This is a genomic window from Odoribacter splanchnicus DSM 20712, from assembly GCF_000190535.1.
Lineage (GTDB): Bacteria > Bacteroidota > Bacteroidia > Bacteroidales > Marinifilaceae > Odoribacter > Odoribacter splanchnicus.
This window is the reverse complement of sequence record NC_015160.1, coordinates 2,358,522-2,384,995: the sequence shown is the minus strand read 5'-3', so window position 1 is coordinate 2,384,995 and position 26,474 is coordinate 2,358,522. Positions and strand designations below refer to the sequence as shown.

19 protein-coding genes and 1 tRNA gene are annotated in these 26,474 nt (G+C 43.7%); 16 read left to right on the top strand and 4 right to left on the bottom strand.

Translation table 11 applies throughout. The features are described from left to right. Positions 1–11: 11 nt before the first annotated feature. Positions 12–3,227 carry a SusC/RagA family TonB-linked outer membrane protein gene (locus tag ODOSP_RS09955; RefSeq protein ID WP_157741842.1) on the bottom strand — a complete coding sequence of 1,072 codons (3,216 nt, stop codon included), beginning with the start codon at positions 3,225–3,227 and terminating at the stop codon, positions 12–14. Between the two features lie 341 nt (positions 3,228–3,568). Between ODOSP_RS09955 and ODOSP_RS09950 the strand changes: the two genes are divergently transcribed. The 6 genes from ODOSP_RS09950 (at position 3,569) to ODOSP_RS09925 (ending at position 15,286) form a co-directional block, all read left to right on the top strand. Beyond that, positions 3,569–5,413 carry an O-antigen ligase family protein gene (locus tag ODOSP_RS09950; RefSeq protein ID WP_013612190.1) on the top strand — a complete coding sequence of 615 codons (1,845 nt, stop codon included), beginning with the start codon at positions 3,569–3,571 and terminating at the stop codon, positions 5,411–5,413. A 126-nt stretch (positions 5,414–5,539) separates the two neighbouring features. Beyond that, positions 5,540–6,631: an efflux RND transporter periplasmic adaptor subunit gene (locus tag ODOSP_RS09945; protein WP_013612189.1), complete on the top strand. Its 1,092-nt coding sequence runs from the start codon at positions 5,540–5,542 to the stop codon at positions 6,629–6,631. A gap of 23 nt (positions 6,632–6,654) precedes the next feature. Continuing rightward, positions 6,655–9,909 carry an efflux RND transporter permease subunit gene (locus tag ODOSP_RS09940; protein ID WP_013612188.1) on the top strand — a complete coding sequence of 1,085 codons (3,255 nt, stop codon included), beginning with the start codon at positions 6,655–6,657 and terminating at the stop codon, positions 9,907–9,909. Between the two features lie 33 nt (positions 9,910–9,942). After that, positions 9,943–12,978, top strand: coding sequence for an efflux RND transporter permease subunit (locus ODOSP_RS09935; RefSeq protein ID WP_013612187.1), 3,036 nt, complete (start codon positions 9,943–9,945; stop codon positions 12,976–12,978). Between the two features lie 3 nt (positions 12,979–12,981). Then, positions 12,982–14,241 carry a mechanosensitive ion channel family protein gene (locus ODOSP_RS09930; RefSeq protein ID WP_013612186.1) on the top strand — a complete coding sequence of 420 codons (1,260 nt, stop codon included), beginning with the start codon at positions 12,982–12,984 and terminating at the stop codon, positions 14,239–14,241. Positions 14,242–14,338: 97 nt separating this feature from the next. Continuing rightward, a complete protein-coding gene (locus tag ODOSP_RS09925) occupies positions 14,339–15,286 on the top strand; it encodes a DUF4842 domain-containing protein (RefSeq protein ID WP_013612185.1) in 948 nt (315 codons plus the stop codon). 423 nt (positions 15,287–15,709) lie between these two features. Here ODOSP_RS09925 and rny read toward each other — a convergent pair whose 3' ends face one another. From rny to ODOSP_RS09910, 3 genes are all read right to left on the bottom strand, one after another. Next, complete coding sequence (gene rny / locus ODOSP_RS09920; protein WP_013612184.1) at positions 15,710–17,248, bottom strand: ribonuclease Y; 1,539 nt, start codon at positions 17,246–17,248, stop codon at positions 15,710–15,712. A 285-nt stretch (positions 17,249–17,533) separates the two neighbouring features. Next, entirely contained in the window at positions 17,534–17,803 is a 270-nt protein-coding gene (locus ODOSP_RS09915) for a cell division protein ZapA (protein WP_013612183.1), read from the bottom strand. Between the two features lie 2 nt (positions 17,804–17,805). Then, positions 17,806–18,096 carry a hypothetical protein gene (locus tag ODOSP_RS09910; protein WP_013612182.1) on the bottom strand — a complete coding sequence of 97 codons (291 nt, stop codon included), beginning with the start codon at positions 18,094–18,096 and terminating at the stop codon, positions 17,806–17,808. 150 nt (positions 18,097–18,246) lie between these two features. Here ODOSP_RS09910 and ODOSP_RS09905 point away from each other — a divergent pair, with 150 nt between their 5' ends. The 10 genes from ODOSP_RS09905 (at position 18,247) to secE (ending at position 26,467) form a co-directional block, all read left to right on the top strand. Then, positions 18,247–19,842, top strand: a complete 1,596-nt coding sequence (locus ODOSP_RS09905) for a M23 family metallopeptidase (RefSeq protein ID WP_167535993.1) — start codon at positions 18,247–18,249, stop codon at positions 19,840–19,842. Between the two features lie 31 nt (positions 19,843–19,873). After that, entirely contained in the window at positions 19,874–20,143 is a 270-nt protein-coding gene (locus ODOSP_RS09900; protein WP_013612180.1) for a tetratricopeptide repeat protein, read from the top strand. 2 nt (positions 20,144–20,145) lie between these two features. Further along, positions 20,146–21,972, top strand: a complete 1,827-nt coding sequence (locus ODOSP_RS09895; RefSeq protein ID WP_013612179.1) for a TrkH family potassium uptake protein — start codon at positions 20,146–20,148, stop codon at positions 21,970–21,972. 33 nt (positions 21,973–22,005) lie between these two features. Next, positions 22,006–22,692: a potassium channel family protein gene (locus ODOSP_RS09890; protein ID WP_013612178.1), complete on the top strand. Its 687-nt coding sequence runs from the start codon at positions 22,006–22,008 to the stop codon at positions 22,690–22,692. Positions 22,693–22,973: 281 nt separating this feature from the next. Further along, positions 22,974–23,165 (top strand): 30S ribosomal protein S21, encoded by a 192-nt coding sequence (gene rpsU / locus ODOSP_RS09885; protein ID WP_013612177.1) that lies wholly within the window; start codon positions 22,974–22,976, stop codon positions 23,163–23,165. A 67-nt stretch (positions 23,166–23,232) separates the two neighbouring features. Further along, positions 23,233–24,156, top strand: coding sequence for a tyrosine-type recombinase/integrase (locus ODOSP_RS09880; protein ID WP_013612176.1), 924 nt, complete (start codon positions 23,233–23,235; stop codon positions 24,154–24,156). Between the two features lie 19 nt (positions 24,157–24,175). Beyond that, positions 24,176–24,475: a ribosome hibernation-promoting factor, HPF/YfiA family gene (hpf, locus tag ODOSP_RS09875; RefSeq protein ID WP_013612175.1), complete on the top strand. Its 300-nt coding sequence runs from the start codon at positions 24,176–24,178 to the stop codon at positions 24,473–24,475. 334 nt (positions 24,476–24,809) lie between these two features. Continuing rightward, on the top strand, positions 24,810–25,997 hold the full coding sequence (tuf, locus tag ODOSP_RS09870) for an elongation factor Tu (RefSeq protein ID WP_013612174.1): 1,188 nt from the start codon (positions 24,810–24,812) through the stop codon (positions 25,995–25,997). 132 nt (positions 25,998–26,129) lie between these two features. Beyond that, positions 26,130–26,202 (top strand) — tRNA-Trp (locus ODOSP_RS09865). A 73-nt stretch (positions 26,203–26,275) separates the two neighbouring features. Next, positions 26,276–26,467 (top strand): preprotein translocase subunit SecE, encoded by a 192-nt coding sequence (gene secE, locus ODOSP_RS09860; RefSeq protein ID WP_013612173.1) that lies wholly within the window; start codon positions 26,276–26,278, stop codon positions 26,465–26,467. Positions 26,468–26,474 lie beyond the last annotated feature (7 nt).

Below are 26,474 nucleotides of genomic sequence, written 5' to 3'. Positions count from 1 at the left end.
AGTGCTGAATTTTAAAATGTGACATTGATTCCAACCGAATATTGCCTCAACTGAGGATAACCTACGCCGGCGGCTATTTCCGGGTCCAGACCGGGGAAATCCGTTAAGGTAAACAAGTTGTCGATACTGGTATATATTTTGAGATTTTCGACAAAAAATTTCTCCGAAATATGGCTGGGAAGCGTGTATCCTAACTGAATGTTCTTACACCGTAAATAAGAGGCGTTAAACACCAAGGCATCGCTGGCAATGTTGTTTTTACTGTTGGCATTGTTCCGGAGCCGGGGATATTTGGAATTGTAAGGATTTTCAGGTGTCCAGGCATGGTCGGTAATATCTTTATTCAAGGATTGCCCCATGACAGTGACAAACCGGAATGCCTGGTTGTTATAATAGACTTTGTGTTTTCCTACCCCTTGGAGCAACATACTGAAATCGAATCCTTTCCAGGAAATACCGATATTACCGCCGAAAGTAAATGAGGGGGAGTTGCCGTTACCGATCTCGATCCGGTCGTTGGCATCCAGATTCCCGTCATGATTCGCATCTGCATACAGGAAGTCGCCCAATTCCGGTCTTTGATAAGTGGCGAAATAGTCCGGATTTTTATCGACCAGAGACTGTACATAGTCCAGATCGGACTGATCGCGGACAATACGGTCCACAGACATGACATATAACTGATTGATGGGTTTTCCTTCCTGCAATTTATAAACGCCGTTAATAGAAGGGACTTCCCCCTGAAATTTGGTCACTTTATTGCGGACATATCCCATGTGGAAGCCAAGAGAATAGGTCATACTGCCGATATGATCGAACCAGCTGATATCGAAATCGATACCCCGGTTGCGTACCTTGCCGGCATTTTGGTTGGGGACAGCAGAAGTGCCGTGCTCTAACGGTGCCGGCAATGAAATCAGGATATCTGTCGTCAGCCTGTTGAATACATCCACAGAACCACTTAAACGATGGGCAAACAACCCGTAATCCAGACCGATATTGGTCATGTGCGTCGTCTCCCAGGTGAGATTGGGATTGGCGAGGGTGGTCTGTGCCAGGCCACTGGCCACCGCATTGCCCAGTACGTAATTGGCTGAAGCATAGAGGGGCTGATACATATAGAAAGTCGATGTGGCGTTGTTGCCGAGTGTACCGTAAGAAACCCGCAGTTTCAGCATATCCAGCCAACCGGCAGCTTTTTTCAGGAAGGGTTCTTCCGAAATGCTCCAACCGGCGGATACGGAAGGAAACCATCCCCAGCGCTTATCGGGGGCAAAACGGGAGGAACCGTCTGCCCGCAGGTTTACTTCCAGTAGATATTTATCGTCCCACGACAGGTTTATCCGGCCGAAATATGAACGCATGGCCCATTCTGTATAGTTTCCTTCAATCTCACCGTTGGTACTCCCCCCGTTGATACTGGTCAGAGCATCGTCGGCCAGATCGTATTTCCTGAACCGTTCGTCTTCCCGTTTATTGTATTCCTGACTGATACCAACCAGTGCAGAAGCATTCAGTTTGCTGACATTCCATTCATAGCGTGCCGTCACATCCGAAGTCCGGAACGTATTCCGACGATTATACCGGTTGATATAAGTACGGACCGTACCTTCCCGCAGCAGTACAGGTCCATCCAGTGTAAAGCGATATAGATTTTTGTCGCATAATTGATATTCTTCATTCCGTTCCCAGGAGTTATAGGTGAACGAAGCACTCAGGGTCAAACCTTCTACCGGTGACAAACGGGCAAACAGTTTGGGGACAATACGACGGGTTTTTATCGGAAAATCCTCTTTGTAAAACCACATACGCCGGTAAGGATTAAAATTGCTGACGTTCTCTTCCTCCGGATTTTGCACACCTCCGTACAGACCCGTTTCAGGGTCATAGAGCGTCATGCCGGGAACCGTATTCAATGCTCCCGAACCGAATATCACGTCTCCTCCGTTGGTAGCATTTTCGGCATTCGGATTATTGGAATCCATATAACCGAAGATGTTCATTCCGGCAGTGATCCAGGGTTTGATGTCGACTTCGACATTCGAACGCAATTGATAACGCTCATAATCGGTATTATAAACGATACCCGGATTTTTCACATAGCCCAGAGACAGGTTATAACGTACCGTTTTCGTTCCTCCGATAGCCGAAAGATTATGATTCTGTACCACCGACGGATTCCGGTAAATATGATCCTGCCAGTCGGTATTGGGATAAACGGTGGGGTTAGCTCCGTTGTCATTGCGCCAGGCGTCGATGGAGGTCTGGGAGAAACGGGGGGCTTGCCCGTTAGCACTCAGAGCCGCATTCTGAATCTCCATAAAATCGGCATAGTCGGTGACCAGATTCAAACGTTTAGCTACCTTTTCAAACGAGAAATTGCCGCTGTACGTAATTTTGGCACTGCCTTCGTATCCGGTTTTTGTGGTAATCAGGATCACTCCGTTGGCAGCCCGCGAACCGTAGATGGCCGACGAAGCGGCATCTTTCAGTATCGAAATGTTTTTTATATCCTGGGGATTGATATCACTGATAGCACAACCGGCTACGCCATCGATCACCACGAGCGGATCGGCATTGTTCAATGTACCGACACCCCGGATCCGGATCGTAGAAGTCTCGAAACCCGGGGTATTCCCCCCCGAATTGGTTACGGTCAGTCCTGAGGCCAATCCGGCCAGGGCATTCTCGGCATTGGTGACTGGCCGCTCGGCCAAGGCATCGATGCTAACCGAGGAAACAGCTCCGGAGAGATTTGCCTTTTTTTGTGAACCATATCCTACTATAACTACTTCATCCAATTTTGTCCGGTCTTCATACAAGGTAAGGCGCATATTTTCCCGCGCATTGACCTCGAGGGTTTTGTATCCGATAAAGGAGATGCGTAACGGGGAACCGAACCGGATATCCGGTAATTTGAATTCGCCGTTAAGATCGGTCACTTGCCCTGTGCCGCTTTCTTTGATCAGTACATTTACACCGATCAAAGGTTCTCCGGCAGCGTCGGTCACTCGTCCCTTGGCCGTAATGATACGCTGCTTTTTCAATTTATCCTTTTGGTCTTCCAACGGTTCCGGAGATTTTTTCCGGTTATCCTTTTCTGCATAAGAAACCGGTTCTCCGGCCGGCCGGAATTCTTTTCCGGCCTCCTGAGCATGAAGCGGCAGCCAGAACAAAGTTACCAGAAAGGTCAGGCATCGTATCCGGACTCTATACTTTCTATTCATATTAAATTTTTTCAGATTGTGCATATTTTCCATTTTTTGAATATACTATAGCATCCAATAAAACACATGCCAACCGGATTTTGCAAGATTTTACAACTGAGAAACAATTATTTACATTTTAATTACACAAGCGATAGCTGAGTAATAATTCCCCGGTTTGTGGAATATTTCCCCAACGGGTATCTCCGAATTCTATTATAATTTCCGATTTTTTTATATATATGGTGTATTAAAACGGCTTATATCGGAAAAATCTTTAAATTTGTCTTATTTTCTGATTCGTTATGATTATTTGATGAAACAGAATATGGGATCACTATATTAATTTTTAAAAGAATCGGATGGTTTCGGATAATCGGTGGGTTGCCACAACTAAAGGGATCGTGGTGTTTTTGTTGACTGCACTGTTGTTTGTATTTTGGTACGATCGTGATCGTGAGCTGGCAGAAAGCCATGTAACGGCCGTGCGTTTCGGTTTCTATCGGGTGATTTGGATAGAAGTTTTGTGTGGTATTGCAGTGGCTTGGTGCGTTCGGAAAAAATTTCGTTTTCGCCTGCCGGATGCGGGGGTATTGTTGTTGGGGGGATATGTCCTGCTGCGTTCGGTTTATGGGGATGGGATGGTCGGTTATCGGACAGAATTATGGATTTTGTTTGTGATCCTTTATTTTTTATTGCGTCTGCTTTCTTCGCTTTGCCGGAATGCCGTCACGGTGATGTTGTGGACGCTCATGGGAGCGGGATTGGTAGAGACGATTTATGGGTTCGGACAATTGTATGGTTGGTTCGCCTCGGGGCATTCGCTTTACCGGCTGACAGGATCTTTTTTTAACCCGGGGCCTTATTCGGGATTTTTAGTGATGGTATTGCCGGTCGTTTTGTTCTATTGTTTATCGGTGTATCCCGGTCGGCAAAAGAGTGTCGGTGAGTGGAGGTACAAGTTGGAGTCCGGCTTTGTATGGGGGATACTGTTGTTGATTTTGTCTATTTTGCCGGCCGGAATGAGCCGGAGCAGCTGGTTGGCGGCGGTTGCCGGATGCGGGGTGGTAACGGCATTTTATTACCGGATCAGGAAACAGCTGAAAGAGCTGGGACGAAAACTGGGAAAAAAGGCTTGGTGGGTAGCGGGTATCGGTGTGGTGTGTCTGTTGCTGTTGTTCAGTGGACTTTATCTGATGAAAAAAGATTCGGCCGATGGACGCCGTTTAATGTGGAAAATCGCTGGTCGGGCGATAGCCGAAAATCCTTGGGGGGGATGTGGATTGGGCTATTTTGGCGGTGCATTCGGGAAAGCGCAGGCTGCTTATTTTACCACGGAGGAAGCCTCGGAACAAGAAGAGTGGGTGGCCGGCTCGCCGGAATACGGGTTTAATGAATATTTGCAGTTGGGGGTGGAATTGGGGATTGTCGGGAGTATCCTTTTCTTATTGACTGTCGGGTTGGCGGTCCGGCAATTGCTCTATTCTTCCCGTCCCGAGAAAGGAGCGGTGTTGGGAGGGCTGACAGCCTTTTCGGTGTTCGCCTGTTTTTCTTATCCGTTGAGTGTGATTCCTTTGGTGATTGTATTCGTTCTGTTTATGGCGCTTGCCGGTACGCTGGATGACCGGAAACTGCCTGCGGAGGAACGAAAAAGGACTGTGGGTGCATGGTTTGTCATGGGAGCTTCTCTCTTGATGGCAGGTATTATCTGGCGATTGACGGAGCATAAGGAGGAATGGAAGCAGGCTTATATCCGTTGGGGAGAGGAACAACGTTATTTCAGCATGGATATTTTTGAGGAAACGGTAGATCATTACCGGGATTTATATCCTTTTTTGAAAGACCAGCCGAAATTTCTTTTCGAGTATGGACAGTGTTTGTCGAAAACCGGGCAATATGAGGAAGGGATTCGGATTCTGACAGAAGGTACACGGCTCAGTGCCGATCCGATGTTCTATAATATTATGGGGAAAGACGCCGAAGCCTTGAAGCATTTCGGACAGGCTGAAGCCTGTTTTAAGCAGGCTTCCTATATGGTGCCTCATCGTTTATATCCCCTCTATTTATTGGCGAAAATGTATTTCGAAAGCGGACAACCGGAGAAAGGCCGTGATATGGCCCGGCAGGTGATTCAGAAAGAACCCAAAGTGATGTCGGATGCCGTAAAAGAAATGAAAGCAGAATTGGAAGAAAGACTGAAACCATAGGAAAAAGAGAGAATTTGTTAAAAAGTACCGTTCGGATTGAAAAAGAAGGGGAAAAGTGAAGGGAGATTGTAAGGTTTTAATATATTTACAACTAATTATACTTTCGCAATATTTTAAAGAAAAGATATGAATAAAATCGCTTTTTTTGCATTAATGCTCGCCTTGGGGCTTGTCGGTGGTTGTGGAAATAAGAAGGAGGAGAAAAAAGAAGAAAAAGATTTGGCCCGGATCAGCCAGAAACAGGACAAAATCGAGGTGAAAGCAGCAAAAGTCCGGCTGGCTCCCTTTGAAATGGAATTGGTCAGTAATGGCAAAGTTAATGCCCGTCGGAAAGCGGTTTTGGCTTTTATCACGAATGATGTGGTCAGGAAAGTACATGTGAAAAATGGAGAAAGGGTGAAAAAAGGAGATCCCATCGTGAGCGTGGACGAACTGAAAGCCGGTCAGCAGTTGGAAGCCGCCCGCCTGAGCTGGGAAAAAGCGAAGCTGGAATTGAGGGGACGGCTGATGAATGAGGGGATAAATTCATTGGAAGATACGCTGGACGAACGTGTAATCTCTAAAACCCGGCTGGAAAATATCAAATTACAGATCGGTTATACCTCTGCGGCTAAAGAATATGAAAAAGCGGTGTACGATTATTCGAACATCACGGTGTATGCTCCTTTTGACGGCGTGATCGCCGATCTGGAGGTGAAGGAATACAACCAGTCCTCTGCCTATAAAGAGGTTTGTTCGGTAATCGACGATGCTACCATGGAGATTGTGTTTAACGTACTGGAAACCGAGATCGCCCATTTGAAGGCAGGGATGGAAGTAGAGATTACGCCTTATGCAAACGATAAAGTTACCCTGAAAGGCACGGTGACTGAAGTGAATCCGAAAATCGATGAAAACGGTATGGTGAAAGTCAGGGCTACAACCGATAATCCCGAAGCAGTGTTGGTGGATGGAATGAATGTCAGTATATTGGCTAAACGGCAAATCGCCGATAAATTGATCGTCCCGAAAACAGCGGTGTTGCCGCGGCAAGGGAGAAAAGTCGTGTTTGTCTACGAGAACGGCCGGGCTATATGGAAATATGTCGAAACAGGATTTGAAAATAGCCGGGAAGTGTGTATCGAATCGGGATTAAAAGAGGGGGAAGAGGCTATTTACGAGAATAATCTGGGGTTGTCGCACGAGTGTGAGGTGACGCTGATAAATAAAAAGGAGTAGTAGTTCCTGAAAACACTTGGAAGGTGAAATTATCTGCTTTTTCTGTCAATACTATTTTTGTCGTACTGATGCTTTTAGGGATCAGTCTGATTCCTGTGTTGTCTTTGCAGTTGCTCCCTTCTTCCCGTTCGAACGATTTGTCGGTATCTTTCTCTTGGGATAATGCCGGCCCCGAATTACTGGAAATGGAGGTGACGACCAAATTGGAAGGGGCTTTGGCGCGGACGAGAGGGTTACGGGAAATTGTTTCGGAGACCGGGAATGGCTGGGGAACAATCAGGCTTTCTATCGATAAAGAAGAAAATATCGATGCCATTAAACTGTATCTGGGGTCTGTCGTCCGTTCGGTGAAAAGCGGATTCCCGGAAGGAGTACAGGTGTCGGAAGTACGTGGAGGAGAATACAGTTCCGGTAAAGAAGCTAAAAAAGAACGGCAGCTTTTATTGACTTACGGTATTTCAGGGCCTGGTACTACTCAGGATGTCTCCCGTTTTGCGGAAGACAATATCTCGAACATCGTCTCTACCATGCCGGGGATAGAAAGTGTGACGGTAACCGGGGCTGTTCCCATGGAATGGGTACTGATTTACGATCAGCAAGTGCTTGAAAATATCGGTATCAGTGCTTCCGATATCCGCTCGGCTTTGAACAATTATTATATGCGCCGGGATGGGGGAAAAGTATTGATCGATACCGTTCCTGCCAAAGAATATGCTTATATTATTTTCCGGGGTAATCCGCTGAGTCATGAGATCGATATGCTGAATATGCCGATCAAGACACTGGGGGATCGGATTGTTTTATTGAAAGATATCGCAACCCTGGATTATCGGGAGAAGTCTCCTTCCTCCTATTACCGGATCAATGGTCTGAATCAGTTGAATATCAATATTTTTGCAGAAAAGAATGCTAATGTGATCGACCTTTCGGCCAAAGTCAGGGATAAGATGGATTTGTTGGAAAAGGATTTCGGCGGAAAATATTCTTTGCAGATGGCTTATGATGCCAGTAAGGAACTGGAAGATGAATTGAACCAGACGCTTTTCCGGACCTTATTGACGATTTTGATTCTGCTGATTTTTGTGTTTCTGGTGAGCCGGGATTTCCGCTATTTGTTGATTATCGCCGTTTCTTTAGCTGCTAATGTGCTGATTGCTTTTGTTTTCTATTATTTCCTGAAAGTAGAAATCCATATTTATACTCTGGCAGGGATAACTGTGTCGTTCGGTATCATCATCGATAATGTGATCGTTATGGCCGATCATTACAGACATCATCGTGACCGGAAAGTATTTATGGCTATTCTGGCTGCGACGCTGACGACGATGGGGGCTTTGACCGTCATTTTCAACATGGACAATGAGATCATGCGGAATATGTGGGATTTTACTACGGTTATCATTGTCAATTTGTCCGTATCGTTGTTTGTAGCTCTTTTCTTTGTACCGGCTTTGATGGAAAAAATACCGTTGCGGAAAAAAGAAGCCAGAGTGCGTGTTGCCCGCAAGAGAAAAGTTGTAAAATTTACCTGGAAATACAAGCGGTTTATCGGGTTCACCTGGAGATTCAGGAAAGCATGGGTGATTTTGGCTATTCTCGGATTCGGATTACCTGTATTTATGATTCCTTCTTCAGTGGACCGCGATAAGTCGTATGCCGAGACCTATAACCGAATCTTTAGCAGCGAATGGTTTCTGACGATCAGACCCTGGATGGATAAGCTGTTGGGAGGAAGCCTGCGCTTGTTCGTGGAAGGAGGAAAAGGGGAGTGGAGGCAAAATGACAATAACGACCGTATCCGGACCTCCCTGAGTGTAGTGATGACAATGCCGCATGGAGCGACGCTGGAACAAATGAACGAGGCATTTATGAAAGTGGAAAATTTTGTCTCCGGATTTCAAGAAGTCGACCTTTTTACGACGAGTATCAGTTCTGCTAACGAGGGAAGAATGAAAATCACCTTTAAAGAAGAAGCCGAGATGACCGGTTTCCCCGAGAGGCTGAAGAATGAGTTGGTGCGTTATTGTAATTCGATCGGGAATGCCGATTCACAGATTTCCGGAGTCGGAAGGAGTTTTTCCAATAGCCTGGGAGACGGTTACCGCAGTGAAGGGCTGAAGGTGGTGGGATATAATTACCGGCAAGTGATGAAGTATGCCGAAGTCTTGAAGAACAAGCTATCTGAAAACCGCCGGGTGAAGAAATTATATATCGGAAATGCCCGGAATCCCGAGAAAATGAGGGAGTTTGTGGTGAAAGTCGATAAAGCTAAACTGGCCCGTAATAATTCGAATGTCAATGATATTATGTGGAGATTGAGGAGTTTGTCTTATGCCCGGGATGAGTATACTACGGCTTATATCGATAACGAACAGACTTCTATTGTTATCCGGCCCAAAAATACGGTGGAGACCAGTATCTGGGAGATGCAGAATTATCCGGTACAGGGCGATAAAGCCACTTTCCGTTTGAGTGACGTCGGCACAATCCAATATGAGGATACGTTCGATAAGATCACGAAAACGAATCAGGAATACGATGTATCGGTACAATATGATTTTATCGGGGATTATATGTTGTCGAATAAGGTGAAAGAGAGAGTGATGAAGGAAATGAACCAGAGTATGCCGATCGGTTTCCGGGTGAAGGAAGGCCGGGATTATTGGGGAGGATACTGGAAGATGAGCAATGGGTTCGATCGGCGTATTCTGTATATCTTATTGGTATTCGGTATAATTTATTTTATCTGTGCCATCTTGCTCGAATCCTTGAAGCAAGCGATGATCGTAATGCTGATCGTGCCTTTGTCGTTTATCGGCTGTTTTTTGGGTTTTTACTGTTTCGGGCTGGTATTTAACGAAGGGGGATTGGCGGCCTTTATCCTGATGTGCGGATTATCGGTGAATGCGGTGTTGTATATTCAGAACGATTATAATAATAAGATCATTGCGGGAAAAGCGAGAGGGTTACAAACTTATTTGAGTGCCTGGAATGCGAAAATTATTCCGATTCTGCTGACGGTTATTTCCACAATTTTGGGATTTATCCCTTTCCTGATCGGAAGTAACGTGGCCGATTTTTGGATCAGCCTGGCGATCGGGACGATGAGTGGCCTTATTTTTTCTGTATTGGTGTTGATGATTTATCTGCCTTTGTTTTTTATGCGTAAGGAAGATAAAGCGGGATGCAGACGGAAAAACAGTGGGATGAAGGAAGGGGGAAGAAAATGGTTAAGTCATATTGAATTGAATAAGATACGGGGATTCATAAAGCATTGATGTTTTCCTTTTTGGTCATTAAATATTAAGAAAATGATTGGTTTTTTACTCAAACGTCCCGTCGCGGTAATCATGAGCACCATTGCCTTTTTGGTATTGGGGGCAGTGGCTATGTTTCAGCTACCGGTTTCATTGATGCCGGATGTAGATATTCCCGAGATCAGTATACATTATACTCAGGATAATGCCTCGGTCAATGAAATGGAAAACAGTATCACCAACTTACTGAGAGGGCAGCTGCAACAGATTCCGTCATTATCGGACATTACTTCCGAATCCAGGGAAGGGAGCGGAACGATAACCATGAAGTTCGAATACGGCACTTCGATCGATTATGCTTTTATCGAGGTCAATCAGAAAGTGGATGCTGCGATGAACAGCTTCCCTAAAGAGATGCAACGGCCTACGATTATTAAAGCTTCGACTTCGGATATTCCTGTATTTTATATTCAGTTGAATTTAAAAAAATTGGAATCGGATATCAAATTCCTGGAATTTTGCGAATTTGCCGATGCCGTTTTGAAAAAGCGGTTGGAGCAATTGCCGGATGTCGCGATGGTGGATATTAGCGGGATGTATCAGCCCGAAATGTATATCTTGCCCGATGAAGCCAAAATGAAGAGTCTGAATATTACCCAAGACCAATTGAAAGAAGCTATCGATCAAAATAACCGGGTGTCGGGAAGCTTGTCGATCCGGGACGGTTACTACCAATATAATATAAAATTTACCAGTCAGCTGATGTCGGTCGAAGATGTCCGGGAGGTATACCTGAATATCGAAGGGCGTCTGATGCAGGTGAAAGATATTGCCGAAGTGGGCATACGGCCGAGAGATAAGAGAGGGATGTTCGTGAATGGCGAAAAACAATCCCTGTGTATGGCGGTGATCAAACAATCGAGTGCCCGGATGTCGGAGATGAAAGAGAAAGTCAGTGAAATGCTGGAAAATTTTGAAACAGAATATCCGGATATCGAATTTTCCGTATCGCGGGATCAGGCTGCCTTACTGAATTACTCGATTACGAATTTGCAGCAGAGTTTAGTATGGGGGATTATCCTGGCTGTGTTTATTATGCTGTTTTTCTTGCGGGATGCCCGTTCACCGATGATTATCGGGATCAGTATACCGGTTTCTGTGGTTATCAGTGTACTGTTTTTCCAGTTGATCGGTTTGTCTATCAATACCATTTCTCTGTCCGGTTTGATCATGGGGGTGGGGATGATGATCGATAATTCGATTATCGTCATCGATAATATCAACCAGCGAAGGGAACGGGGAGATTCGCTGTTTGTGGCTTGTGCGGACGGTACGGCCGAGATTTTCCGTCCCCTGTTGTCTTCGGTGTTGACGACTTGTGCGGTATTTGTGCCGTTGATATTTCTGGGAGGAGTTGCCGGGGCTTTGTTCTATGACCAGGCGGTAGCTGTAGGTGTCGGGCTTTTTGTCTCGCTGATCGTTTCGCTGACGATTGTCCCTGTCATTTTTTTTCTTCTCTTTAAAAGAGCACATGAAGACGGAAAAATCAGTAATTTCGTCAAACGGATCAGTTTTAAGCATCTGGATAAGTACTATACGATTGTCTATCACTTTGTGTTCTATCACCGCCATAAGACCATGCTGATCGTGGCTGTGCTGGTATTGTTGGGTGCTGCTACGGCTTTTTTCACTAAAGTGGAACGGATGCCTCCGGTAGAAATCAATGAAATGTTGATCCGGACAGACTGGAACAATAGTATTCATGTCGATGAAAATTATAACCGGGTGCAGGATATTATCCGGCAGTTTAAGGGACGTTGTACTGAAATATCCTGTCATATCGGTGAAAAACAGTTTTTCCTGAATCCCGAGGATAACGGTAATATCAATGAGGCGGAGTTTTATATAAAAACTACCGATAATGAAAGCCTGAAAGTTTTGGTCGGGGATATAACCGCTTATATTAAGAAAAACTATCCGGAAGCCCGGGTAGAACCGGCGAAGGTGGAAAATCTGTTCGAACAGTTGTTTAAGGGAGAAGATGCTCCTTTGATCATTTACCTCTCGGGAGAATCTGCCCGCAAGATAGAGGAACTATCGAAAATTAATGCATTCATCGACCATTTGAATGAGGAAATGCCCGGACTGAAATTGAATAAGCCTGCCGTACAGGAAAGAATCGTAGTCCATATCTTGCCCGAACGTTTGGCGTTGTATAAAGTGAATCAGAATGTGTTGCTGAATACGTTGGAAAAGAATATCAGTAAGGTCAGTATCGGAAAATTGAATACGGGGAACCTTTATATTCCGATTGTCATTACTGAAAATGAACATACGATCCGGGATATTCTCAACGAGGTGTATGTGTCTAATTCGGATAGGAAGTATATTCCGGTAGCTGCGTTGACCGATTTGTCAATGGAATACGATTACAAGAAAATTTTCGGGAAAAAAGAAGGAGTCGTCGTGCCTGTTCAGGTTTACCATACAGGAGATAGCATCCAAGAAATTATAAAGACGGTGAGGACAGAAGCGGTAAAAGCTAATCTGGATCCTCATTTCGGAGGGGCTTATTTCGAGGGGAATGAGACTTTCTGGCAGATGTTGATGATCGTAATCGTGGCCTTGCTGATGCTCTACTTTATTTTAGCCAGTCAATTCGAATCGTTGACATTACCTTTGATCGTATTGATCGAGATTCCGATCGATGTGGCGATGACTTTGCTGGCATTGTGGATTTGTGGGATCTCACTGAATCTGATGTCGATGATCGGTATCGTGGTCATGAGTGGTATCGTGATCAACGACTCGATTCTGAAGATCGATACGATCATCCGGCTTCAACAACAGGGATTTCCTTTGCTGGAAGCCATTCACGAAGGTGGGGTGAGGCGGTTGAAGCCGATTCTGATGACGAGTTTGACTACTATTTTTGCTTTGATCCCTTTTTTATGGGGTGACGATATCGGTTCCCAATTGCAGCGGCCGCTGGCGGTAGCTATGATCAGCGGGATGACGATCGGTACTCTGGTCAGTCTGTATTGGGTACCTCTGTGTTATTATTATTTAGTTAGAAAAAAAGGAGAATAGACGATGGAAACATTTACGCGGTGGGTGTATTATTTTTTGGAGTCTTTAGGTCTCGATCTCAGTTATATGACTAATCTGAATCGCCTGATTGTTCTTGTATTGATAGCCGTATTGGCTTTTCTGACAGATTGGATTTGCAGGAAAGGGATTGTACGGTTGGTGCGTAAGGTTACCCAAAAGACAAAGGTGACCTGGGACGATCTGTTGTTTAACGATCGGGTCATGAATAATTTCTGCCACATCCTGCCGCCTGTGGTAGTATATATACTTTTGCCGATCGCTTTCCCCGACGGATCGGATGCCCTGGCGTTTATCCGAAAGCTGTGTATGGTGTATATTATAGCGGCTGCTTTGCGGTTTATCAACATTTTTCTGGGAGTCATATTCCAGTTGGCCACACAGAAAGAAGTATTTCGTGACCGGCCTCTGAAAGGTGTCTACCAGATTATTCAGGTCGCTTTGTTTTTTGTCGGTTCGATTTGCATTATTGCTGTATTGATCGAGAAATCTCCTATCCATCTTTTGGCTGGTTTGGGAGCTTCGGCTGCTATTTTAATGTTGGTTTTCAAGGATAGTATCATGGGCCTTGTTTCCGGAGTGCAACTTTCGGCCAATGATATGTTGCGCCCGGGGGATTGGATTACGATGCCTAAATACAATGCCGACGGTACGGTGATCGAAGTGACTCTGAATACAGTGAAAGTCCGTAATTTCGACAATACGATTATTACGATCCCGCCTTATGCATTGGTGAGTGATTCGTTTCAAAACTGGAGGGGCATGCGGGAGTCCGGTGGACGTCGCGTGAAACGTTCTGTCAATTTGGATGTGAATAGTGTCTGTTTCTGTACCCCGGAAATGCTGGAAAGATATAAAAAGATCGTTATTTTAAAGGAATATATCGAGCAAACCGAGCAGAAAGTACAACAATACAATCAGCAGCAGGGGATCGACGATTCTGTGCCGGTCAATGGAGTACACCAGACAAACCTGGGCGTTTTCCGGGCTTATCTCGAATTATACCTGAAAAATTTACCTGTCGTAAATTCTGATTTGACGTATATGGTCCGGCAATTACAACCGACCGAAAAAGGAATCCCTTTGGAGGTGTATTTCTTCTCCAGAGAGAAAGATTGGGTGCCTTATGAGAAAATCCAGGCCGATGTTTTCGATCATATTTTTGCGGTAGTTCCTTATTTTGGTCTAAAAGTATTCCAAAATCCTTCTTCTGCAGATATAGTCCGGGTTTTAGAAAGAGTGTGATTGGTGTTTTGTATAAAACAATCCGTTTTTTTTATAAGTGTATCTTGATTTAATCGTTCTATCTTTGGGGGAGATAAATGACCTAAAATCGAAAACAATGAGTAAAATTTTATTCGGATTGGTGGGGATTGCTTTGATCAGCTCGTGTACGCGTCCGGGAAGTTTATATAATGGCGGACAACGGATTGCTAATTGTGTTACTTCAGAGCCTTTTGAAGTACCGGTTCAGGAGGGGTGTGCCACCTATGTGATGTATGGGCAAGATACTGTCGCTATTGTCACTCAGCCGATGACCATACAAATCCCGAAAGGGATGAAAGTATCGACGAAGGGAAGTACCGGTGATGAAATCTCGATCGAATATGAGGTATTGAACGATACAGATGCTAAGATTGCTTATAATAAATCCTGGCAGGCGATTATGTTCGAAGATACCCGTTCCGGTGATTATGATTACAATGATTTGATTATCCATGTTCGGAATTTGCATTCCTGGAATAAATTGCAGATCGATATTCAACCGATTGCTTTAGGGAGCCAAAAGGTGATCAAACTGGGATGTGTGATCGGTAATGATAAAAGCGAACATATCATTTCGGAAGATGTGCGTAAAGACTTGTTCGGTAGTGAAAAAGGATTTATCAATACACAAAGCGATCTGCAACCGGTCTGTTATAGCCTGGAACGCCGTCTCGACCATGAATTGGAAAAAGGGAAAGATGAATATGCTAGTATCGCCTGGTTTATTGAAGTAGATGATAATCGGTATTTTGCAATAAATGCCGATGCTGAATACAGTGACTATGATTTATTGAATGAGGAAGGGATGCCTTATGGTCTGGTCGTTTATGGGCTGAACGGCAGTCACGGTACGTTTGCTTATGCCGAAGAAAAAATTTCTTTGTTCGAAGCTTATCCGGATTTCAAAAGTTGGATTAATGGGGAAGTAGTTACTTTTGGGAAATATGCCGACAAGAAAATGATCTACAAATACAATTATGAAAAAATCCCCGGGACGACTAAGCGGATCTGGGATTGGCAATAATGGAAGGGCGACAGCCTAATCCTTCTTTTACGGTAAAAAGGTGTAGCCGTGTAGCGATAGCAACGTTAAAACTGAATGCTCATCGTTTTTGTTTAGAATAGAATAAGTTTTAAACCTTATGAACTTTCTAAACTAATTTAATTCCAGGTTTATTTTTTCTTTCTATTCCGATTCCGGGTGAACCGGTCTGATGACACAAAAAACGAAATAGAAAATGGATTCTACTCTCACTGAGATTTAAGTTCTGAAAACGGTACCGCTTTGTCCGTTTGCTTCATTGCTACTCTCCAACTACAATATCGACTTAGCATGTTTTGAGCGAGAAAAGGAGTAAAATGGGACGAAAGGTCCGTCCCCGGAGTACGGAATAAAAAACAGCAGACCGGGTAGGGCCTGCTGTTTTTTATAAAGATGAATCTTAAACTATTTGGCATAGTTGATTGCCCGGGTTTCGCGGATGACGGTTACTTTAACCTGTCCGGGGTAAGTCATTTCATCCTGGATTCGTTTTGCGATATCGAATGAAATTTTTTCTGCTTCTGCATCCGAGATTTTTTCACTCCCAACAACGACTCTCAATTCCCGTCCGGCTTGGATGGCATAGGTCTTCACAACTCCATTGTACGAGAGTGCCAGATCTTCCATATCTTTCAAGCGTTTGATATAAGATTCGACGACTTCCCGACGTGCACCCGGACGAGCTCCTGAGATCGCATCACAAGCCTGTACGATAGGTGCGATCAGTGTCGTCATTTCGATTTCTTCGTGGTGGGCTCCGATAGCATTACAGATATCCGGTTTTTCTTTATATTTTTCAGCTAATTGCATACCCAGAATAGCGTGTGGTAATTCCGGCTCGTCGTCGGGCACTTTACCGATATCATGGAGTAATCCGGCACGTTTGGCTTTCTTCACATTCAGACCCAGTTCGGCTGCCATGATCGCACAAAGATTAGCTGTTTCACGGGCATGTTGCAATAGGTTCTGACCATAAGAAGAACGATATTTCATTTTACCGATCAGACGGATCAATTCGGGATGTAAACCGTGGACTCCTAAGTCGATTGTGGTGCGCTTACCGGTTTCGATAATTTCTTCTTCGATTTGTTTTTTCACTTTATTCACTACCTCTTCGATGCGGGCAGGATGGATACGTCCGTCTGTTACCAGCTGGTGTAAAGACAGACGTGCAATTTCCCTTCTTACCGGATCGAAACCCGAGAGTACGATCGCTTCAGGAGTATCGTCGACGATGATTTCAACTCCTGTTGCAGCTTCGAGTGCGCGGATATTACGACCTTCGCGTCCGATAATCCGGCCTTTGATTTCGTCCGAATCGATGTGGAAAATAGAGACTGCATTTTCGGTCGCTGTTTCGGTCGCTACACGCTGAATCGTCTTTATCACGACCTTTTTAGCTTCCATATTGGCAGTCATTTTAGCTTCCTCCATGATCTCGTTGACATAAGAGATGGCTTCTGCCTCTGCTTCTTCTTTCAGAGAGTTGATCAGTTTTTCTTTTGCCTGCTCACCGGACATACCTGAAATGGCTTCAAGTTGTTCGATTTGCTGTTTTTTGATCTTGTCCAATTCTGCCGTTTTCTTTTCGATCAATTCTTTTTGTACTTCTATGTTGCTTTGCTGGCTTTGGAGTTCTTTCCCTTTGCGTTGTATTTCTTCCAGTTTGCGCGAAATATCGGTTTCCTGTTGTTTTAACTTGTTTTCGGCCATCAACAGCTTATTATTTCTGGCAGCAGCCTGTTTTTCATGTTCGGCTTTGATCTGTAAGAATTTTTCTTTAGCCTGAAGAATTTTATCCTTTTTGATCACTTCTGCTTCAGCTTCAGCTTCTTTGATGATATTTTGTGCCCGGTATTTCATGGCTAATCTCATAATAAACCAGCCGATCGCTATACCGACGAACAAAGCTATCACGCTTGCGATTATTGTTGTCATTGTCATATTTCTGTTATTAATTAAATTTATAATATAGTTTAATGTTACACTGTTTTCTCTTTTTGTAAATGCACAAAAAAATCCCGCACTATTTCTTTTTAATAAAACCCCTGTATGACACGGGTAGAGCTGCCATTTGATTCAGACTTCCACTGTCCCGAAGGAACTCCGAAGAGTCGAGGCCTGTCTTGTGCAAATATAAGCGTCTGCTCTAATTGTTTGAGTGTTGAGTTTTTCGCTTAAAGTCGAAATAATGCGGGAATATCTATGTTCAAAGAACTCTAAAAATACTTACTCTTTGATGAATTCATCAAGTTTCAAATTAATTTGTTCTATTTCATTAAACTTCTGTTCTTGTTGCAGCATTTTTATCGTATGCAACAGCGAAACATAAGCTAAAAAATAAAAAGGCTCCGGTTCTGTATTTCCGGTTTTATATTTTAAAACACGTTCATTAATTTCCTTTGCCGCTTTCCGGATGATCTCTTCATCTGCTGCTGAAATATTCAAATTCAGAGGTATATCGGCAATAGTTAAGTTAATGTTGCGTTTTTCAGACATAATTAATTATTCAAAAGAGCAATACATTTATCTATCTCCCGCACCAGTTGGTTGATTCGCATTTTCGCTTCATAACTTCCGTTCCCTTCCGAAATTGCACTAGCCACTCTGGTTGTTTTTAGTTTATTGTTTAAATCTTTGTTCTCTCTTTGCAGGTTTTCAAGCTCGGATTGCAAATCCTGTATTTTGCTTTCCAGACTTTTGTTCTGTTCCAGAGAGGATATATATAGTTTTATTAATTTATCTATTTTAAAATTCAGCTCGTTTATAACGGCATCGTGTTTTGCTGCCATAACTCAATCTTTTCATGACAAAGATAAAATTTATTCTTTAAATTATCAAGAGTGTTGATATATTTGCAGCATAAAATTAGTGTTTTTTTTGATATGGAAAAAAGGAGGTATAGGAAATTTATTCGTTATTTTTTGTTTAATTGGTTGTCTTTGATTTCATTAAATATATTTGCCCAGGACATGATAAAGCCGATCGATCGGCCTGTTTTGTTGAGTGGAAATTTCGGAGAATTGAGGGCGACTCACTTTCATTCGGGTATCGATATCCGGACCGGTGGGGTGGAAGGCTTGCCCGTCGTGTGTGTGAAAGACGGTAAAGTTGTCCGGGTGAGTGTGTCTCCTACCGGCTATGGGCGGGCATTGTATGTGGAGCATGAGGATGGAACGACCACGGTTTACGGACATTTGCAACGTTTCAACGCTCGTATCACAGCGCTTGTCCGGCAAATTCAATACGAGCAGGAAAGCTTTAAAATAGATGAAGAGGTGAGGGACAGGCAGTTGATCTTTCATCAGGGAGATACGATTGCTTTTAGTGGTAATACCGGATCTTCCGGGGGACCACACTTGCATTTCGAAGTCAGGAATACCCGTTCTGAACATACCTTGAATCCTTTGCTTTTTTATAAGATCCGGGATAGCCGGATTCCGGTGGTGAGAGGTGTTTATCTGTATCGTGAATCGGCTTCGGGTTGTGTCGGATTGGTGAGGCGGGTGGCTTTGAAACAGTCGGCGAACGGCCGTTATACGCTCGGACAGTTGAATATTCCGGCAGGGAAAATAGGTATTGCTGTATTTGTTACGGATTATATGAATGATTCCTGGAATAAACTGGGAATTTATCGGTTAGGAGTAGTGGCCGGAAAAGATACGCTTTTTGCCATGCAGATGGATTCCTGTTCTTTTGATCAGACTTGTTTTATCAATGAAATAAAGGATTTTGACTGTTATAAGAAAAAGGAAACGGTTTATCGTTGTTTTGGTAATTATCAGGGACAGGTGATGGGGGTGAAGAATCGGAATCAGGGATGGATTACTGTCGGTGAAGACAGTATTGTACCGGTGAAAATCGATCTGAAAGATATCAATGGTAACCGGGCAACCGTAACGTTGACCCTGAAAGGCAAGGAGGCACCTGTGCAGGAAGAACAGGAGGTGTTGCGCTATGATCGCAGCTATAGCCTGGACTTGTCCGGGGCTACGCTGGATTTAGAGGCCGGAGCTTTGTCGGCTTCGGTGCCGAAAGGGATGAAAATAGAAAAAGATACGGTTTCCGGAAGGGATATTTTTGTATTATCGGAAAAAGATGTTCCTTTGTTAAAGAAAGCCCGTTTGTCTGTGGCCGGGGAATTTGACCGGAAGGCTTTGATTTGTGAGGTGGACCGTGCCGGCAGGAAATACCCGCTTGCAACTCAGTGGAGTGAAGAGGGCCTGGTGGCGGAAATCGGCTATCTTAGCCGGTACACGATAGCCGAAGACCGGCAACCGCCGGTGATTTCTTTTTTAGGGAAATTTCCGGATGGTTCTTTGAAATTTAAGATAAAAGATGATTTTTCAGGGATTGCAACTTATCGGGGAGAGGTAAATGGCCGGTGGTGCCTGTTTTCCTATGATCCGCGCTATAATTTGATGCGTTGCAGTCTGAAAGAACCGGTTTTTGTTTCCGGTCAGGTGAATGAAGTGAAGGTTATTGTCGAAGACCGGGTCGGAAATAAAAATGAACTCCTTGTCAAAGTAAAGAAATAATTATAGAAAAGGATTAATTGGAAGCATATTTATGAGAAAAGAAATACAGGAATGGATCGAAAAAGGGAATCGGACAGAAGCTGTCCGCTTACTGGAAGAATGGGTCGGAAAACATCCGGCAGATGAAGAGGAGTGGTTGCTCTTGGGAGAATTGTTGTATGCCGACGGAAAAATGACGGAAGCCTTGAATAAATTCAATACGGTTCTCCGCCTGAATCCGGATCACCGGAAGGCAGCGAATTATGTGGTTATGATCAATAATATTTTGGGATACTATTGTAAAGATATGTTCAATCCTTAGGTATGAAATTATATCATAAAGCCTTTTTATACCGGCACAAATGGATACAACCTTACCTGCAAAAAGTGTTGGGTGGGATAGATGCTGTCACGTTTCTGGCAGCCTTGGCCTTGATTGGCGGTGTCGTCTATGAACATGGCTTTATTATTTCGGAAGGAGCGGAGGCAGATCTCGGTGTATTGTATCGGACCGTATGGGGCGTTTTCCTGGTTCAGACCACGATGCATATCGGGCTGGCGTATCGGGAAACGCTGAAGAAATACCGGACATTTACATGGGTATTGAATATTTTACTTTATCTGACTCTAATTCCCGTCATTTTTTTCGAACCGGAATCGGGGGCATTGAAATATTTCTGGTTATTTTTAAACAACCGTATTTTTCAGCTGATTCTGTTGTTGTTACTTTCCTTATTGCGCTTATCTTCGGGGGTGATCGGACTCTTGGGAAAACGGACCAATCCCTCCCTGATTCTGGCCGGAAGTTTCTTCCTTATTATTTGTATCGGCACCGGTTTGTTGATGTTACCTCGTTGTACCGTTGATGGTATTTCGTGGGTAAATGCTTTGTTTGTGTCCACCAGTGCTGTTTGTGTGACCGGTTTGGTACCGGTAGATGTAGCGACGACTTTCACTTCTTTGGGACAGTTGGTCATTATTATATTGATACAGATCGGTGGGTTGGGAGTAATGACGCTCACCTGTTTCTTCGCCATGTTTTTTATGGGTAATACTTCCGTATATAATCAGTTGGCGGTAAGGGATATGATCAGTTCCGATTCTTTGTCGTCTCTGTTGTCGACGGTGATTTATATTTTATTTTTCACTTTAGTGATAGAAGGAGCCGGGATGTTGGTCTTGTTCCTGAGTATTCACGGTACTTTGGGGATGACGGTGCAACAGGAAATGGTGTTTGCTGCTTTTCATTCTATTTCGGCTTTTTGTAATGCCGGTTTCTCGACCTTATCGGAGAATCTCGGTAATCCTTTGGTCATGCAACACCATAATCTGCTCTATATAACCATTTCCGTATTGATTATTTTGGGAGGAATCGGTTTTCCGATCTTGGTGAATTTTAAGCATATCGCCGGTTATCATCTGAAGCGTTTGTTTTATTTTATCCGTACAGGAAAAAGGGATAGACAGCGTATCCGGCATTTGTATAATCTGAATACTAAGATTGTTTTGTTGACGACGCTGATTTTATTGACCGGTGGGACTATAGCGATTCTTCTGTTCGAATGGAACGGAGCTTTTGCGGGAATGAGTATGCCGGATAAATGGGTACAGGCCTTTTTCAATGCGACCTGTCCCCGTACGGCCGGGTTTACGAGTATCGGTTTGACCTCTTTTTCATTACAGAGTTTGTTGCTGATGTTGCTTTTAATGTTTATCGGAGGGGCTGCCCAATCTACTGCCGGCGGAGTTAAAGTGAATGCTTTTGCTGCCGCTGTATTGAGCCTTTTTGCTGTGATCCGGGGAAAAAGCCGGGTGGAGGTGTTCCGGCGGCAGCTTTCGGTGGATTCGATCAGGCGTTCCAATGCTACCCTGGTGATGTACCTTATGATTCTTTTTCTGGGTGTATTTGTCCTGAGTGTGCTCGAACCGCATGCTTCGCTATTGGCCTTGGTTTTCGAGTGTACTTCGGCTTTGAGTACCGTCGGGTCGAGTCTCGGTCTGACTCCGGCTTTAGGAGAAGCAGGTAAATTATTCGTATCCTTGCTGATGTTTATCGGGCGGGTGGGAGTCATTACGATCGTATTGGGATTCGTACCTCCGCAGAAGCATACCAAATATAAATACCCGGATGATAATTTGATCATCAACTAAGCAAGAGAGTTGTCGTATTAACATGATATACATATGAAATATATAGTTATTGGTTTGGGAAATTACGGAGGAGGTTTGGCCGAGGAGTTGATGGCCATCGGACACGAAGTCATCGGTGTCGATCAGAACGAAGGGCGGGTGGATAATCTGAAAGACAAGATTACCACGGCTTTTGTGTTGGATGCAACGGATGAACTGGCTCTGGAAACTTTGCCACTCCGAGAGATCGATGTGGTGATTGTCGCTATCGGAGAAAATTTCGGGGCTTCTGTACGGGTGGTCGCTTTGCTGAAACAAAAGAAAGTGAAGCATATCTTTGCCCGGGCTATAGATTCGGTGCATAAGGCGATACTGGAAGCTTTCGCTATCGACAAAGTGCTGACCCCTGAAAAAGATGCCGCCCGCGAATTTGTACAGTTCCTGGCTTTGGGTATTCATGCCGAGTCGTTCCGGGTCGACGAAGACTATTATGTGATTAAGTTTAAAGTGCCTCGGAAATGTGCCGGTTATCCTTTGAGCGGAATGAACCTCGAAGAGGATTTTCATTTAAAACTGATTGCTTTGAAGCAGGCTGCCGAAGTGAAAAATATACTGGGAATGAAAAAACTGACTAAAGAGGTGATGACGGTTATTCCCGACAATTACCTGTTGAAAGAGGAAGACGAATTGGTGTGTTACGGTTTGTATAAAGATTTTCAGGCCTTGTGGAAAGCATTTTAAAAATCGGGGTAAATTTTCTTTCCCTTTTACTTTTTACTTTTTACTTTTTCCCTTATCTTTGCCGTCCATTTTGAATAGGTTTAACGCATTAAAAATCAATCCACTTTGGAAGGGGGTGCTTAAATTCGGACAAGCGGTGCTTGCCATGAAGTAGAAAAGAACTGAAAATAGAAGACAAAATGACCTCAGGAAGAGACTAAGCCGGAGGTTGTAATGGGAGGGTGTTACCCTGTTGTTATTTTATTTAATGCGTTTATTATAAACTATAAAAATTAGAAATCATGATTATTGTACCTTTAAAAGAAGGCGAAAATATCGAGAGAGCCTTAAAGAAATTCAAGAGAAAATTCGAAAAAACCGGTATTGTAAAAGAATTGAGAGATCGTCAGGCTTTCACAAAACCATCAGTACGTAACCGGGCCCAGCGGATCAAAGCTGTCTACAAGCAGAGTTTGCAACAGGCAGAAGAATAATTTTCTTCCCGGGCTTGTTTTTCCCGGAGGAAAGTGTTAAATTGGGTTCGTTTTAAGAATGATGAGTATGGAAATAGATTCATTTCTGAGTTATTTGAAAAATATTAAGCGCTATTCAGCACTTACTATTACAGCTTATAAAGAAGATTTGAATCAGTTTCGTGAGTTCTGTGAAAAAGTGGAATTGATCCGGCAGGATGAGGAAATTACTTCCAAGATGGTCCGGCGGTTTGAAATGGGATTGATGTCCGGTGGGTTGAAGATTGGCGGGGTGGACGGTGAAGAAAAGCTGAGGCCGATGACTGCCCGTTCCGTTAGGCGTAAATTGAGTTCTTTACGGACTTATTTCCGTTATCTGGTACGGGAGGGAAAGTTGACAGAAGATCCGACGGAGATTGTCGTGGCACCTAAAATGGGAAAGCGATTGCCGGTGTTTGTGCCCGATTATCAAATGGATGAGGTGTTGGATAAACACGCTTCCGACAAGGATTTTGCAAATATCCGTGATCGGATGGTGTTGATGACGGCTTATTATACCGGAATGAGACGCTCGGAACTGGTGGCATTGAAATTGGAAGATGTCGATTTGGAGGGAGCGGTGATCCGGGTGAATGGGAAAGGAGACAAACAACGGATTGTTCCCATGTTACCGGAATTGGCCGGAGATCTCCGGATTTATCTGAACAAGCGGGAAGAACTGGTAGGTGAAAAACATCAGTTTGTATTCGTTACGGATAAAGGAAAACCGGTATACGATAAATTTATTTATCGTTTAGCTGTAAAATATCTGGGCGAAGTCACTTCGTTGAAGAAACGAAGTCCGCATGTTTTGCGGCATTCTTTTGCTACGGCTCTGTTGAATAACGGAGCCTGTATCGAGGCTATCCGTGAATTACTCGGCCATGCCGGACTGGCAGCGACTCAAATCTATACTCATAATTCTTTTGAGAGTTTGAAAAAGGTTTATAACCAAGCTCATCCCCGGGCTTAAAATTTAAGGAGGAAGTACTATGGAAATTAAAATTAATGCGGTTGGTTTTTCAGCAAGTTCTCAGTTGGAAGATTTCATTCAGAAGAAAATTTCTAAATTAGATAAATACCACGACGGAATTATCGGTTCGGAAGTTACCTTGAAACTGGAAAAAGACGACAATCTGGAAAATAAAGTAGTCGAAGTGCTGTTGAATGTTAAAGGCCAAGAAGTTTTTGCAAAGAAAAATGCAAAGAAATTCGAGGAAGCAGTCGATGAGCTTTATGATGTAGTAAAGCGTCAATTGGTGAAAATCAAAGAGAAAGAAAGAGAGTGCTGAAAAGACTAAAGGCGAGAAGATCAGAAGCTAAAGGTTAAAGACTGGAAAGCTAAAAGCGGGAAGGTTAAAAAAGCAGGGGAGGAAAGGCTGGAGGCGGATGAGTAAAACCTGAGCGAGAGTCGGAAACCGATAGTCGGATAAAAAGTTGAAACACAAACATTCAACTTTAAAGAAAATAATTTTGTAGAACAGAATTATTTAATTATATTTGCACGCTCAAAAGAGTGGGCTGAATAGGCTTGTTGTATGCAGGTCTTTGATTCCCCTGATGAGTTTTAGTTTGTATATAGAGTTATTTGAGATAAATTGTTTAATAATAAAAAGTTTTTAAGTCATGGCTAAAGAAAAGTTTGACAGGTCAAAACCACACGTAAATATTGGAACTATCGGTCACGTAGACCACGGTAAAACCACTTTGACTGCTGCTATCACTACCGTTTTGGCAAAAAAAGGTCTTTCAGAAGTAAAATCATTCGATCAGATCGATAACGCTCCGGAAGAAAAAGAAAGAGGTATCACCATCAATACTTCTCACGTTGAGTATTCTACCGCTAACCGTCACTATGCTCACGTTGACTGTCCGGGTCACGCCGACTATGTAAAGAACATGGTTACCGGTGCTGCTCAGATGGACGGTGCTATCCTGGTTTGTGCTGCTACTGATGGTCCGATGCCTCAGACCCGTGAACACATTCTTTTGGCTCGTCAGGTAAACGTTCCGAGAATCGTTGTATTCCTGAATAAAGTGGATATGGTGGATGATCCTGAAATGTTGGAACTGGTTGAAATGGAAGTTCGTGAACTGTTGTCTTTCTATCAATATGACGGTGACAATACTCCGATCATCTTAGGTTCTGCACTGGGTGCATTGAACGGCGAGGCTAAATGGGAAGAAAAAGTAATGGAATTGATGGATGCTGTTGATAACTGGATTCCACTTCCTCCGCGTGATAATGAAAAACCGTTCCTGATGCCGGTTGAAGACGTATTCTCAATCACCGGTCGTGGTACTGTTGCTACCGGTCGTATCGAAACCGGTGTTGTACATGTAGGTGATGAATTGGAAATTATCGGTCTGGGTGCTGATGGTAAGAAAACCGTTTGTACCGGAGTTGAAATGTTCCGTAAATTATTGGATGAAGGAGAAGCTGGTGATAACGTTGGTCTGTTGCTGCGTGGTATCGACAAAAACGAAATCAAACGTGGTATGGTACTGGCAAAACCGGGTTCAGTTAAACCGCACAGCAAATTTAAAGCTGAGGTTTATATTCTGAAAAAAGAAGAAGGTGGTCGTCACACTCCGTTCCACAACAAGTACAGGCCTCAGTTCTATCTGCGTACGATGGACGTTACCGGTGAAATCACTCTGCCGGAAGGAACTGAAATGGTAATGCCGGGAGATAACGTAACAATTACTGTTGAATTGTTGACTCCGGTAGCATGTTCAGTAGGTCTTCGGTTCGCTATCCGTGAAGGTGGACGTACCGTAGGTGCCGGTCAGATTACTGAAATCCTTGGTTAATATCTGATTTGTGATTCCGGTCTGCAAACTTGTATCGATCGGAGTCCGAATCCTGAAGGATATTTTTACGGTTTACGGTTACCGGTTCCCCGGATAATCGTAAATCGTAAATTAAAAATCCGAAATAAAGATACGGGTGTAGCTCAGTTGGTAGAGCACTGGTCTCCAAAACCAGGTGTCGGGAGTTCGAGTCTCTCCTCCCGTGCTGAAATGTTTTAATTTTAAATTTTAAATTGTAAATTTGCAGGCAATTTAAAATTTACAATCGAAGATCTAAAATGAAAATAAAAGCTTATTTCGCAGACGTTTATAACGAGCTGGTCAATAAAGTCTCCTGGCCATCATGGTCTGAACTCCAGAGCAGTGCTACCATAGTAATGATAGCTTCCGTCATTATTGCAATTGGTATATTTGTAATGGACTTTTCGTTCAGACACATTATGGATTTCATATATAGTATGTTTTATTAATCTTCAG

Excerpts from the sequence above, each read along its gene's own strand:
- ODOSP_RS09890 (WP_013612178.1), top strand. The coding sequence starts at position 22,006 with ATGAAATATATAGTTATTGGTTTGGGAAATTACGGAGGAGGTTTGGCC.
- rny (WP_013612184.1), bottom strand. The coding sequence starts at position 17,248 with ATGACAATGACAACAATAATCGCAAGCGTGATAGCTTTGTTCGTCGGT.
- ODOSP_RS09910 (WP_013612182.1), bottom strand. The coding sequence starts at position 18,096 with ATGGCAGCAAAACACGATGCCGTTATAAACGAGCTGAATTTTAAAATA.
- hpf (WP_013612175.1), top strand. The coding sequence starts at position 24,176 with ATGGAAATTAAAATTAATGCGGTTGGTTTTTCAGCAAGTTCTCAGTTG.
- ODOSP_RS09955 (WP_157741842.1), bottom strand. The coding sequence starts at position 3,227 with ATGAATAGAAAGTATAGAGTCCGGATACGATGCCTGACCTTTCTGGTA.
- tuf (WP_013612174.1), top strand. The coding sequence starts at position 24,810 with ATGGCTAAAGAAAAGTTTGACAGGTCAAAACCACACGTAAATATTGGA.
- ODOSP_RS09915 (WP_013612183.1), bottom strand. The coding sequence starts at position 17,803 with ATGTCTGAAAAACGCAACATTAACTTAACTATTGCCGATATACCTCTG.
- ODOSP_RS09945 (WP_013612189.1), top strand. The coding sequence starts at position 5,540 with ATGAATAAAATCGCTTTTTTTGCATTAATGCTCGCCTTGGGGCTTGTC.
- ODOSP_RS09900 (WP_013612180.1), top strand. The coding sequence starts at position 19,874 with ATGAGAAAAGAAATACAGGAATGGATCGAAAAAGGGAATCGGACAGAA.
- ODOSP_RS09930 (WP_013612186.1), top strand. The coding sequence starts at position 12,982 with ATGGAAACATTTACGCGGTGGGTGTATTATTTTTTGGAGTCTTTAGGT.
- rpsU (WP_013612177.1), top strand. The coding sequence starts at position 22,974 with ATGATTATTGTACCTTTAAAAGAAGGCGAAAATATCGAGAGAGCCTTA.
- secE (WP_013612173.1), top strand. The coding sequence starts at position 26,276 with ATGAAAATAAAAGCTTATTTCGCAGACGTTTATAACGAGCTGGTCAAT.
- ODOSP_RS09925 (WP_013612185.1), top strand. The coding sequence starts at position 14,339 with ATGAGTAAAATTTTATTCGGATTGGTGGGGATTGCTTTGATCAGCTCG.
- ODOSP_RS09935 (WP_013612187.1), top strand. The coding sequence starts at position 9,943 with ATGATTGGTTTTTTACTCAAACGTCCCGTCGCGGTAATCATGAGCACC.
- ODOSP_RS09895 (WP_013612179.1), top strand. The coding sequence starts at position 20,146 with ATGAAATTATATCATAAAGCCTTTTTATACCGGCACAAATGGATACAA.
- ODOSP_RS09950 (WP_013612190.1), top strand. The coding sequence starts at position 3,569 with ATGGTTTCGGATAATCGGTGGGTTGCCACAACTAAAGGGATCGTGGTG.
- ODOSP_RS09880 (WP_013612176.1), top strand. The coding sequence starts at position 23,233 with ATGGAAATAGATTCATTTCTGAGTTATTTGAAAAATATTAAGCGCTAT.